At 55.1% G+C, this 11,290-nt stretch carries 11 protein-coding genes and 1 other annotated feature; of the genes, 8 read left to right on the top strand and 3 right to left on the bottom strand.

The window, feature by feature from the left end; all coding sequences use genetic code 11:
* Window positions 1-46: 46 nt before the first annotated feature.
* The 3 genes from rluB to rnm all read right to left on the bottom strand — a co-directional run bounded on the left by rluB (window position 47) and on the right by rnm (window position 2,560).
* Window positions 47-925, bottom strand: a complete 879-nt coding sequence (rluB, locus tag EHN07_RS17250; RefSeq protein ID WP_124025272.1) for a 23S rRNA pseudouridine(2605) synthase RluB — start codon at window positions 923-925, stop codon at window positions 47-49.
* Window positions 926-1,019: 94 nt separating this feature from the next.
* Complete coding sequence (locus EHN07_RS17245) at window positions 1,020-1,640, bottom strand: L-threonylcarbamoyladenylate synthase (protein WP_124025271.1); 621 nt, start codon at window positions 1,638-1,640, stop codon at window positions 1,020-1,022.
* Entirely contained in the window at window positions 1,637-2,560 is a 924-nt protein-coding gene (rnm, locus tag EHN07_RS17240) for an RNase RNM (RefSeq protein WP_425267206.1), read from the bottom strand. The genes EHN07_RS17245 and rnm overlap by 4 nt, the downstream gene beginning before the upstream one ends.
* Before the next feature lie 118 nt (window positions 2,561-2,678).
* Window positions 2,679-2,776, top strand: a sequence feature (Trp leader region).
* Window positions 2,777-2,798: 22 nt separating this feature from the next.
* Here rnm and EHN07_RS17235 point away from each other — a divergent pair.
* The 8 genes from EHN07_RS17235 to yciA all read left to right on the top strand — a co-directional run bounded on the left by EHN07_RS17235 (window position 2,799) and on the right by yciA (window position 11,263).
* Window positions 2,799-4,361 (top strand): anthranilate synthase component 1, encoded by a 1,563-nt coding sequence (locus EHN07_RS17235; protein WP_124025269.1) that lies wholly within the window; start codon window positions 2,799-2,801, stop codon window positions 4,359-4,361.
* Window positions 4,361-5,956 (top strand): bifunctional anthranilate synthase glutamate amidotransferase component TrpG/anthranilate phosphoribosyltransferase TrpD, encoded by a 1,596-nt coding sequence (trpD, locus tag EHN07_RS17230; RefSeq protein ID WP_124025268.1) that lies wholly within the window; start codon window positions 4,361-4,363, stop codon window positions 5,954-5,956. Before EHN07_RS17235 ends, trpD begins: the two co-directional genes overlap by 1 nt.
* Window positions 5,957-5,959: 3 nt before the next feature.
* The gene (trpCF, locus tag EHN07_RS17225; protein WP_124025267.1) at window positions 5,960-7,321 is read left to right on the top strand and encodes a bifunctional indole-3-glycerol-phosphate synthase TrpC/phosphoribosylanthranilate isomerase TrpF; all 1,362 of its coding nucleotides are present in this window, start codon (window positions 5,960-5,962) and stop codon (window positions 7,319-7,321) included.
* Window positions 7,322-7,329: 8 nt separating this feature from the next.
* Window positions 7,330-8,523, top strand: coding sequence for a tryptophan synthase subunit beta (trpB, locus tag EHN07_RS17220; protein WP_124025266.1), 1,194 nt, complete (start codon window positions 7,330-7,332; stop codon window positions 8,521-8,523).
* On the top strand, window positions 8,523-9,332 hold the full coding sequence (gene trpA, locus EHN07_RS17215) for a tryptophan synthase subunit alpha (protein ID WP_124025265.1): 810 nt from the start codon (window positions 8,523-8,525) through the stop codon (window positions 9,330-9,332). Before trpB ends, trpA begins: the two co-directional genes overlap by 1 nt.
* A gap of 201 nt (window positions 9,333-9,533) precedes the next feature.
* Window positions 9,534-10,277 carry a YciC family protein gene (locus tag EHN07_RS17210; RefSeq protein WP_124025264.1) on the top strand — a complete coding sequence of 248 codons (744 nt, stop codon included), beginning with the start codon at window positions 9,534-9,536 and terminating at the stop codon, window positions 10,275-10,277.
* Between the two features lie 60 nt (window positions 10,278-10,337).
* Window positions 10,338-10,874: a septation protein A gene (locus tag EHN07_RS17205; protein WP_124025263.1), complete on the top strand. Its 537-nt coding sequence runs from the start codon at window positions 10,338-10,340 to the stop codon at window positions 10,872-10,874.
* A complete protein-coding gene (gene yciA, locus EHN07_RS17200; RefSeq protein WP_124025262.1) occupies window positions 10,871-11,263 on the top strand; it encodes an acyl-CoA thioester hydrolase YciA in 393 nt (130 codons plus the stop codon). The genes EHN07_RS17205 and yciA overlap by 4 nt, the downstream gene beginning before the upstream one ends.
* Window positions 11,264-11,290 lie beyond the last annotated feature (27 nt).

The following is an 11,290-nucleotide window of genomic DNA, read 5'->3' as shown; positions in this document are numbered from 1 at the left end:
TTCTTTGTCAGCAATCTCAATCCCCTCTGCAGAGGGGATTGAGATATTAGCTGCTGCGCCCACCGCGACGGCCGCCGCCAGTGGTTTGCGTATGGCGTTTTACCGCACGGCGAATCTGGTTCGCTTTCATACGGCGACGATCTTTTTCTACCGCCACTTTGCTTTCGGTCTCTTCCGGCAGCTCAACCAGCTTACGCAGGTAGTTAGTTTGCCCCAGATCGAGTTCGGTATAACCGCCACGCGGCAGGCCCTTCGGCAACTGAATATCACCGTAACGCACGCGAATAAGGCGGCTAACCTGCACGCCAACGGCTTCCCACAGGCGACGCACTTCACGGTTGCGCCCTTCGGTCAGGGTGACGTTGTACCACTGGTTAATGCCTTCACCACCGGTAAATTTGATGGTTTTAAACGCCGCCGGGCCATCTTCGAGCTGTACACCACGCCCCAGCTGTTTCACTTTATTGTCGTCAATTTCGCCAAAGACGCGCACGGCGTATTCACGTTCTACTTCACGACTGGGGTGCATCAGGCGGTTGGCCAGCTCACCGTCGGTGGTGAACAGTAACAGACCGCAGGTATTCACATCCAGACGGCCCACCGCAATCCAGCGCGCACCGCGCAGTTTCGGTAGACGGTCAAATACCGTTGGGCGCCCTTCCGGGTCGTTACGCGTACACAGTTCGCCTTCCGGCTTGTAGTAAGCCAGCACGCGACAAATCTGCTCTGCGGATTCTTTAATCGAGATCAGGTGGCCATCAATACGAATTTTCAGGGCCTGAGTCACTTCAACACGATCGCCCAGCGTGGCAATTTTGCCATCCACGCTGACGCGACCAGCGGAGATAATTGTTTCTATCTCACGACGGGAACCATGGCCGGCACGGGCCAGCACTTTTTGTAACTTTTCGCTCTTATCGCTCATTGAGCTTCCTCGGGTGTCGCCTTCACAGGCGTCGAATAGGGATAATGGGACGTTCAGCCCCATTTTAGGCCGGACAGTATAGCCGCAGATGAACTTATAAGAAAGGCTTAGCGTCGCCTGCGCCTTCACGGATAACCACCGGCGCATCATCGGTTAAATCCACGACGGTTGTCGGCTGCTGGCCGAGATAGCCGCCGTGGATCACTAACTCAACGACTTTTTCAAGGCGGTCTTTAATCTCTTCGGGATCGGACTCGGTAAACTCGCTGCCAGGCAGCATCAGCGACGTTGACAGCATCGGCTCATTGAGGACTTCCAGCAGCGCCAGCGCAATCGGGTTTGAAGGCACGCGTAAACCAATAGTTTTACGCTTTTCCTGCAGCAGACGGCGCGGCACTTCTTTGGTGCCTTTGAGAATAAAGGTGTAGTTGCCCGGCGTGTTATTTTTAATTAAGCGAAACGCCACGTTATCAACAAAAGCGTAGGTTGACAGCTCCGACAAATCCCGGCACATCAGGGTGAAGTTGTGCCCGTCGGGTAGCTGACGAATGCGGCAGATACGCTCCATCGCCGACTTATCTTCAAGTTTACAGCCCAGCGCATAACCCGAGTCGGTAGGATAAACAATCACCCCGCCCTTGCGCACAATCTCCACCGCCTGGTTAATCAGGCGCTGCTGCGGGTTATCCGGATGAATATAGAAAAATTGACTCATACTGCCCTCTCTTTAGCAATGTGGTTGCTGCCCCAGTGCTGCCAGACAGGCTCCACGCCTGCGGGCAGCCAGAGTTTGCGCCCAAGCTCAATCCACGCGCACGGCAGATGGAAATCCGAGCCCTGCGACGCCAGCAAATTAAATTGCCGGGCGTAGCTGGCAAGCTGGGTACGCTCGTTTGGGGCCTGCTGACACTGCGCAACTTCCATGGCATCGCCGCCACTTTCGGCAAACTGCGCCAGCAACCTTTTCAGCCATTTAGCGGTCAGGTCATAACGGCCCGGGTGTGCCAGAACCGCTTGCCCGCCAGAATGATGAATCACATCAATAGCTTGTTCTATTGTACACCACTGTGGCGGAACGTAACCGGTTTTCCCTTTAGCGAGGTATTTCTTAAACACCTCGGCCATATTTCTGGCCTTACCGCACTCCACCAGAAAACGAGCGAAATGCCCACGGGTCACTTCCCCCCCGTTGGCATGGCGCATCGCCCCCTCAAGGGCACCGGGAATATGGGCTTTCTCCAGACGCTCGGCAATCAGTGCCGCGCGCTGTACGCGGCGCTCGCTTTGCTGGGCTAAAAACGCCGTCAGAACCGGATGATGTTCATCAACGCCTAAGCCAACGATATGGATTTCATGGTTTTCCCAAACGGTTGAGATCTCAACGCCGCTGATTAAGCGCAATGGCAATTGCAGCCGTGATACCGCTTCCCTTGCGGGCGCGATCCCGGCTACCGTGTCATGGTCGGTGATGGCCAGAATGCCGACACGCATCTCCACAGCACGCTGCACTAACGCTTCGGGGGTTAACAGGCCATCTGACGCGGTGGTATGGCTGTGTAAATCGTAAATCACCGCAAGGGTAGGTTCAGTCAAAATGGCTCCGGGTGGGTTAATAAACAGAAAAACGCCGCTCATGATAACGATATTCACCGCTAACTAAAAATCGCTATTGACTTTGATTCACCGAACCAGTTAACTAGTACGCAAGTTCACACGCGCAAGGTATCTGAAAATGAAAGCGATAATCCGCATGCACGGCTGGTGGCGTCTCTCCCGATCGCGGGCTGTGTTATCGCTATGGCTGTAAATCAGCCCTGATACCAGGCCCGCCAATGAAGCGGGCCTTTTTTTGAACAAAATATGAGAGCAGAAAATGCAAACACAAAAACCAGCGCTCGAATTACTGATTAACGACGCGCCCTATCGCGATAACCCAACGGCCGTTTTCCACCAGCTGTGCGGCGCGCGTCCTGCAACCTTACTGCTCGAATCCGCCGATATCGACAGTAAGGACGATTTAAAAAGCCTGCTGTTAGTTGACAGTGCGCTGCGTATTACCGCCCTGGGTGACACCGTCACGATTCATGCTCTTTCAGAAAATGGCGCCTCACTGCTTCCACTGCTGGATGCGGCTTTACCTGGCGGCGTGGACAATAAACATTCTCCACAAGGCCGCGTGTTGCGCTTCCCGGCAATCAGTTCGCTGTTGGATGAAGATGCGCGTCTGTGTTCACTGTCGGTGTTTGACGCCTTCCGTCTGATGCAGGAACTGGTAACGGTGCCGGAAAACGAGCGTGAAGCGATGTTCTTCGGCGGCCTATTTGCATACGATCTGGTCGCAGGATTTGAAGACTTGCCCGATCTCAGGCAAGACAACAACTGCCCTGACTACTGTTTCTACCTGGCAGAGACGTTGCTGGTTATCGACCATCAGAAAAAACACACCCGCATTCAGGCCAGCTTGTTCACCCCATCTGCTTCAGAAAAACAGCGTTTGATTCAACGTTCTGAGCAGCTAAGCAAGCAGATGCAACAGGAACCTTCTGCGCTGCCGGTGCAAAAAGTGGAACGCATGACCTGCGAATGCAACCAGAGCGATGAAGAGTTTGGCGACGTGGTGCGCAAAATGCAGAAAGCCATTCGTATCGGTGAGATTTTCCAGGTTGTCCCATCGCGCCGTTTCTCACTGCCATGCCCTTCTCCACTTGCCGCTTACCAGACGCTAAAAAAGAGCAACCCAAGCCCGTATATGTTCTTTATGCAGGATAACGATTTCACGCTGTTTGGCGCGTCACCGGAAAGCTCGCTGAAATACGATGCGAAATCACGCCAGATTGAAATTTACCCGATCGCCGGGACTCGCCCACGCGGACGCCGCGCAGACGGTTCGCTCGATCGCGATCTCGACAGCCGTATTGAGCTGGAAATGCGTACCGACCAGAAAGAGATGTCCGAGCATCTGATGCTGGTTGACCTGGCGCGCAATGACCTGGCGCGTATTTGTACCCCCGGCAGCCGCTATGTTGCCGACCTGACTAAAGTCGACCGCTACTCCTTTGTGATGCACCTGGTGTCCCGCGTGGTGGGTGAGCTGCATAAAGATCTCGATGCGCTCCACGCATACCGCGCCTGCATGAATATGGGCACCCTGAGCGGCGCGCCGAAAGTGCGCGCTATGCAGCTCATTGCCAAAGCTGAAGGTGTGCGCCGTGGCAGCTACGGCGGTGCCGTCGGCTACTTCACCGCTCATGGCGATCTGGATACCTGTATCGTTATCCGCTCCGCCTACGTTGAAAACGGCATCGCCACCGTACAGGCCGGTGCTGGCGTAGTGCTGGATTCCGTACCTCAGTCCGAAGCTGACGAAACACGTAACAAAGCCCGCGCTGTCCTGCGCGCTATCGCTACCGCGCATCATGCACAGGAGATTTTCTGATGGCCGACATTCTGCTGCTCGATAACATCGACTCGTTTACCTATAACCTGGCCGACCAGCTGCGTGCTAACGGACACCATGTCGTCATCTATCGTAACCATGTTCCGGCACAGACCTTAATTGAACGCCTGGAAACCATGGACAACCCGGTGCTGATGCTCTCACCAGGTCCCGGTGCGCCAGGTGAAGCGGGTTGTATGCCTGAACTGTTGGCCCGTTTGCGGGGCAAATTGCCGATTATCGGTATCTGTCTGGGTCACCAGGCTATTGTTGAAGCTTACGGCGGTTATGTCGGCCAGGCGGGCGAAATTCTGCATGGTAAAGCGTCGATTATCGCTCACGACGGCGAAGCGATGTTTGCCGGTTTGCCGAACCCGCTGCCGGTGGCGCGTTATCACTCACTAGTGGGCAGCAACATCCCGGCGGGTTTAACCATCAACGCCCATTTTGATGGCATGGTAATGGCGGTTCGCCACGACGCTGACCGCGTGTGTGGCTTCCAGTTCCACCCGGAATCGATTCTGACCACCCATGGCGCGCGCCTGCTTGAGCAAACCCTCGACTGGGCGCTGCTGAAGTTAAAACAGACCAATACGCTGCAACCGATTCTCGACAAGCTGTATAAAGCACAGACCCTGAGCCGCGAAGAGAGCCACCAGCTGTTTGCCGCCATTGTGCGCGGGGAGCTGAAGCCTGAACAGCTGGCGGCAGCGCTGGTGAGCATGAAAGTGCGCGGCGAACACCCAAATGAAATTGCCGGTGCCGCAACGGCGATGCTTGAAGCCGCAGCGCCGTTCCCAAGCCCGGACTACCCATTTGCCGACATCGTGGGCACCGGGGGCGACGGCAGCAACAGCATCAATATTTCGACCGCCAGCGCCTTTGTGGCCGCGGCGGTGGGGCTAAAAGTGGCCAAGCACGGTAACCGTAGCGTTTCCAGCAAATCAGGCTCTTCCGACCTGCTGGCCGCGTTCGGTATCAACCTGGAGATGAGCGCTGATGCCTCCCGTCAGGCGCTGGATGATTTGGGGGTTTGCTTCCTGTTCGCACCGAAATACCACACGGGGTTCCGCCATGCCATGCCCGTGCGCCAGCAGTTAAAAACGCGCACCCTATTTAACGTGCTTGGGCCACTGATTAACCCTGCACATCCCCAAATGGCGCTGATTGGCGTTTATAGCGCGGAGCTGGTGCTGCCGATTGCTGAAACGCTACGCGTTCTGGGATACAAACGCGCGGCGGTGGTACACAGCGGTGGAATGGATGAAGTTTCCCTGCATGCCACCACACAAGTTGCAGAGCTGCATGACGGTGAGATCAAAAGCTACCAGCTGGAAGCCGCTGACTTCGGCCTGCCCGCGTATCATCAGGATCAGCTGGCGGGCGGTACGCCGGAAGAAAACCGTGACATTCTCAGCCGCCTGTTACAAGGTAAAGGCGAGACAGCCCATGAGTCTGCGGTGGCGGCAAACGTTGCAATGCTCATGCGTCTGCACGGGCAGGAAGATCTCAAAGCGAACGCACAACGCGTGCTGGAAGTCCTGCGCAGCGGTGCAGCTTATGACCGCGTAACAGCGCTTGCAGGAAGAGGATAAGCCATGCAGGAAACCGTATTAACGAAGATCGTCGCTGATAAGGCGATTTGGGTTGCAGCCCGCAAGCAGCAACAGCCGCTGGCAAGTTTCCAGAACAACATTGTTCCGGCAACACGTAACTTTTATCACGCGCTGCAGGGTGCCCGCACCGCCTTTATTCTGGAGTGTAAAAAAGCCTCTCCGTCGAAAGGGGTGATTCGTGAAGATTTCGATCCGGCGCGCATTGCGAATGTCTATAAGCATTACGCTTCCGCCATTTCAGTACTGACCGACGAGAAGTATTTCCAGGGGAGTTTTGATTTCCTGCCGATTGTCAGTGACGTTGTCACGCAACCGGTGCTGTGCAAAGACTTTATTATCGATTCGTATCAGATTCATCTGGCGCGTTTTTACCAGGCCGATGCCTGCCTGTTAATGCTATCCGTGCTCGACGATGAGCAGTATCGCCAGCTCGCCGCGGTGGCTCACAGCCTGAATATGGGCGTGCTGACCGAGGTGAGTAATGAAGAAGAGCTCGAACGCGCTATTGCGCTTGATGCCAAAGTGGTGGGGATCAATAACCGCGACCTGCGTGATTTATCCATCGATCTGAACCGTACGCGCCAGCTTGCGCCACGCCTGGGCCATGGCGTGACGGTCATCAGCGAATCAGGCATCAGCAGCTATGGGCAGATCCGCGAGCTGAGCCACTACGCTAACGGCTTCCTGATTGGCTCTGCCCTGATGGGGGAAGACGACTTAAATGCCGCGGTACGCCGCGTGACGCTGGGCGACAATAAAGTATGTGGTCTGACGCGCCCGCAGGATGCCCGCGCCGCCTTTGAAGCCGGGGCTATCTATGGCGGCCTGATTTTTGTGCCGACATCACCAAGATTTGTCAGCGATGAAACAGCGGCTACGGTGATTGCCGCCGCCCCGCTCAAATTTGCCGGGGTGTTTCGCAACGCCCCGATAAGCGAAGTGACGCAGAAAGCGGAAAAATTCGCCCTGGCTGCGGTGCAACTGCACGGTGATGAAAACCAGGCGTATATCGACGAACTGCGCGCAACCCTTCCTGAGAAGGTCCAAATCTGGAAGGCGCTGAGCGTGAAAGCGAGCCTGCCCGCGCGTGATTTAAACCGCGTTGATAAATACCTGTTCGACAACGGCCAGGGCGGCAGCGGGCAACGCTTTGATTGGTCCCTGCTGGCAGGCCAGAATCTGGAAAACGTCGTTCTGGCGGGCGGACTGGGGGCGGATAACTGCGTCGAGGCGGCTAAAACGGGCTGCAGCGGTTTAGATTTCAACTCAGGTGTCGAAAGCGCACCGGGTATTAAAGATGCTAACAAGCTGGCTGCCGTCTTCCAGACGCTGCGGGCTTACTAAGGAAAATTATCATGACTTTACTTAATCCGTATTTTGGCGAGTTCGGCGGTATGTATGTGCCACAAATCCTGATGCCTGCGCTGCGTCAGTTAGAAGAAGCCTTTGTCGCCGCCCAAAGCGACGCGGAGTTTCAGGCCGAATTTAACGACCTGCTGAAAAACTACGCGGGTCGCCCAACGGCGCTAACCAAATGCCGCAATCTGACGGCTGGCAGCAAAACCACGCTGTATTTAAAGCGTGAAGATTTGCTGCACGGCGGCGCGCACAAAACTAACCAGGTCCTCGGCCAGGCATTGCTTGCCAAAAAAATGGGCAAGACTGAAATTATCGCCGAAACCGGTGCGGGGCAACACGGTGTGGCATCAGCATTAGCCAGCGCCCTGCTCGGCCTGAAATGCCGTATTTACATGGGTGCTAAAGACGTTGAGCGCCAGTCGCCGAACGTGTTCCGTATGCGCCTGATGGGTGCAGAAGTGATTCCTGTGCACAGCGGTTCTGCGACGCTGAAAGATGCGTGTAACGAAGCGTTACGCGACTGGTCTGGCAGCTACGACACCGCGCACTATATGCTCGGCACCGCGGCAGGTCCGCACCCGTTCCCGACTATCGTGCGTGAATTCCAGCGCATGATTGGCGAAGAGACCAAAGCCCAGATCCTTGAAAAAGAAGGCCGTCTGCCGGATGCGGTGATCGCCTGTGTGGGCGGCGGTTCAAACGCTATCGGTATGTTTGCTGATTTCATCAATGACGCTAAAGTCGGCCTGATTGGCGTTGAGCCAGCCGGGCACGGTATCGAAAGCGGTGAACACGGGGCACCGCTGAAACATGGTCGCGTCGGCATCTACTTCGGGATGAAATCGCCGATGATGCAAACCGACGAAGGCCAGATTGAAGAATCTTATTCTATTTCTGCCGGTCTGGACTTCCCGTCGGTAGGGCCGCAGCATGCGCACCTCAACAGTATTGGCCGCGCGGATTATGTTTCGATTACCGATGACGAAGCGCTGGAAGCCTTCAAAACGCTGTGCCGTAGCGAAGGGATTATCCCGGCGCTGGAATCTTCCCACGCGCTGGCTCATGCGCTGAAAATGATCGAAGAGAACCCGGAAAAAGAACAGCTGTTGGTGGTGAACCTCTCTGGCCGTGGTGATAAAGACATCTTCACCGTTCACGACATTCTGAAAGCACGAGGGGAAATCTGATGGAACGTTATCAACACGCTTTTGAGCAATTACAGGCACGTAAAGAAGGCGCTTTTGTTCCCTTCGTCACGCTGGGTGACCCGTCCCCAGAACAGTCGCTGAAAATTATCGACACGCTGATTGCAGCCGGTGCCGACGCGCTGGAGTTAGGCATCCCCTTCTCCGATCCGTTAGCCGATGGCCCGACGATTCAGAACGCCGCGCTGCGTGCCTTTGCTGCGGGTGTCACGCCAACCCAGTGTTTTGAAATGCTGGCGGCGATCCGCCAGAAACACCCGACGATCCCCATTGGCCTGCTGATGTACGCTAATCTGGTCTACAGCCGTGGAATTGATGAATTTTACGCGCTGTGCGCCAAAGTTGGCGTTGATTCGGTGCTGATTGCCGATGTGCCAATTGAAGAGTCGGCGCCATTCCGCCAGGCGGCAATGCGCCATAACGTCGCTCCGATTTTCATCTGCCCGCCAAACGCCGATGATGCGCTGCTGCATGAAATTGCCGCACATGGCCGTGGTTATACCTACCTGCTGTCGCGTGCTGGCGTAACGGGCGCGGAAACCCGGGCGCAGCTGCCGCTGCATCATCTGGTAGAAAAGCTGAGCGCATTGGGCGCCGCGCCTTCATTGCAGGGCTTTGGCATTTCCGAGCCGTCCCAGGTAAAAGATGCCATTTCAGCGGGGGCAGCCGGCGCCATTTCCGGCTCCGCCATTGTCAAAATTATCGAGCAGAACCTTGATAACCCTGATGTGATGCTCAGCAAGCTGCACACTTTTGCTCAGAGCCTCAAGGCGGCGACGCTTCCAGAATAATCCCCCTCCCATTGATAAAGCCAGGCCCCGATGAGCAGGGTCTGGTTTTATCTGCGGCCACAAGGAGCGATGCGCAGGTTTAAAGCGTTCTGACGCCGCTGACAGTAACTTACTCACGCCATGCATCTTGTCGGTGCCAGCGCCCGTCATCCAGGGTACAATTCCCGCTGATTTTTAACCGAGCAACATCAAGGAGAGTGCATGTCTATCACGGCGGGTTCTGTGTACCGTGACACGGGGAATTTTCTACGCAATCAGTTTGTTACTATCTTACTGATCGCTTTACTTTGTGCCTTTATTTCGGTTGTTATCGGTCACGCCTTTTCACCCAGCGACGAGCAAATGTCGGTCCTTAGCGAGGGAGACAATTTATCGAATAGCGTTGGGCTGTTTGATCTGGTGCAAAATATGACGCCAGAGCAGCAGCAAATGTTACTGAAAGCCTCTGCGGCCTCGACATTTGCCGGTCTGATTGGCAATGCAATCCTTGCGGCCAGCGTGCTGGTTTTGATCCAGATGGTGAGCGCCGGGCAACGCGTAAGCGCGCTACGTGCCATTGGCACCTCGGCTCCGGTGCTGCCTAAGATCTTTATTCTGATGTTCCTGACCACCTTCCTGGTGCAAATCGGCATTATGTTGATTGTGGTGCCGGGCGTTATCTTAGCGATTCTGCTCGCCTTTGCGCCGGTTATGGTGGTTCAGGATAAAGCGGGAATTTTCCAGGCAATGCGCAGCAGCATGCGGCTTGCCTGGGGTAATATGCGCCTTATCGCGCCCGCGGTAATTAGCTGGCTGCTGGCGAAAACCGCGCTCCTGATGCTTGCCTCTTCCTTTGCGGCGCTGTCACCGGCGATTGGCGGGGTGGTAGCGAATACCATAAGCAACCTTATTTCTGCGGTGTTGCTTATCTATGTATTCCGTTTGTATATGCTGGTGCGCCAATAACCTTCACCTGCTCCTGAGCGGCCAGGCTGGCGCTCAGGAGTCATTGTTACGGAACAAATTATGAAGCAGTTTCTCGACTTCCTGCCCCTGATTGTTTTCTTCGCTTTTTATAAAATGTACGACATCTATGTGGCGTCTGGCGCGCTGATCGTCGCCACCGGTTTTGCGCTGGTTTATAGCTGGTATAAATTCCGCAAGCTGGAAAAAATGGCGCTGGTCACCTTTCTGATGGTGGCCTTTTTCGGCGGCCTGACGCTGTTCTTCCATAATGACGAATTTATCAAATGGAAAGTGACCGTGATTTACGGGCTGTTTGCCGCGGCGCTGTTAATTAGCCAGCTGGTGATGGGCAAGCCGCTGATTCAACGCATGTTGGGCAAAGAGATTGCCCTGCCGCAAAGCGTATGGTCACGCCTGAACGTCGCCTGGGCGCTGTTCTTTATCTTCTGTGGGGCGCTGAATGTTTACGTTGCCTTCTGGTTACCACAAAGCGTGTGGGTCAACTTTAAAGTGTTCGGCCTGACGGCGGCAACGCTGGTGTTTACGCTACTGAGCGGCGTTTATATCTATCGCCACATGCCGCAGGAGGAGAAATGATCCCACAAGACACTCCCGTTGGGGAACTGGTATTACGCACCCTGGCCATGCCTGCCGACACTAACGCCAATGGCGATATTTTTGGCGGCTGGCTGATGGCGCAAATGGATATGGGCGGCGCCATTATGGCGAAAGAGATTGCCCATGGTCGCGTGGTAACGGTGCGCGTTGACGGCATGACATTTCTCAAACCTGTCGCCGTAGGTGATGTGGTGTGCTGCTATGCAAGCTGCATAAAACGTGGCAACAGCTCAATTACCATCAACGTAGAAGTCTGGGTGAAAAAGGTTTCTTCCGAACCCATTGGCCAGCGCTATAAAGCAACAGAAGCTGTTTTTATCTACGTTGCGGTCGATAACGAGGGTAAACCACGTCCTATTGGGCGCTGAGCTTAAAACATTAATGCCATGCGCCAG

The organism is Buttiauxella warmboldiae (assembly GCF_003818135.1).
GTDB classification, from domain to species: domain Bacteria; phylum Pseudomonadota; class Gammaproteobacteria; order Enterobacterales; family Enterobacteriaceae; genus Buttiauxella; species Buttiauxella warmboldiae.
This window is presented reverse-complemented; position numbering and strand designations above follow the sequence as displayed.

Excerpts from the sequence above, each read along its gene's own strand:
- trpCF (WP_124025267.1), top strand. The coding sequence starts at position 5,960 with ATGCAGGAAACCGTATTAACGAAGATCGTCGCTGATAAGGCGATTTGG.
- EHN07_RS17210 (WP_124025264.1), top strand. The coding sequence starts at position 9,534 with ATGTCTATCACGGCGGGTTCTGTGTACCGTGACACGGGGAATTTTCTA.
- trpA (WP_124025265.1), top strand. The coding sequence starts at position 8,523 with ATGGAACGTTATCAACACGCTTTTGAGCAATTACAGGCACGTAAAGAA.
- EHN07_RS17205 (WP_124025263.1), top strand. The coding sequence starts at position 10,338 with ATGAAGCAGTTTCTCGACTTCCTGCCCCTGATTGTTTTCTTCGCTTTT.
- rluB (WP_124025272.1), bottom strand. The coding sequence starts at position 925 with ATGAGCGATAAGAGCGAAAAGTTACAAAAAGTGCTGGCCCGTGCCGGC.
- rnm (WP_425267206.1), bottom strand. The coding sequence starts at position 2,560 with ATGAGCGGCGTTTTTCTGTTTATTAACCCACCCGGAGCCATTTTGACT.
- EHN07_RS17235 (WP_124025269.1), top strand. The coding sequence starts at position 2,799 with ATGCAAACACAAAAACCAGCGCTCGAATTACTGATTAACGACGCGCCC.
- trpD (WP_124025268.1), top strand. The coding sequence starts at position 4,361 with ATGGCCGACATTCTGCTGCTCGATAACATCGACTCGTTTACCTATAAC.
- yciA (WP_124025262.1), top strand. The coding sequence starts at position 10,871 with ATGATCCCACAAGACACTCCCGTTGGGGAACTGGTATTACGCACCCTG.
- EHN07_RS17245 (WP_124025271.1), bottom strand. The coding sequence starts at position 1,640 with ATGAGTCAATTTTTCTATATTCATCCGGATAACCCGCAGCAGCGCCTG.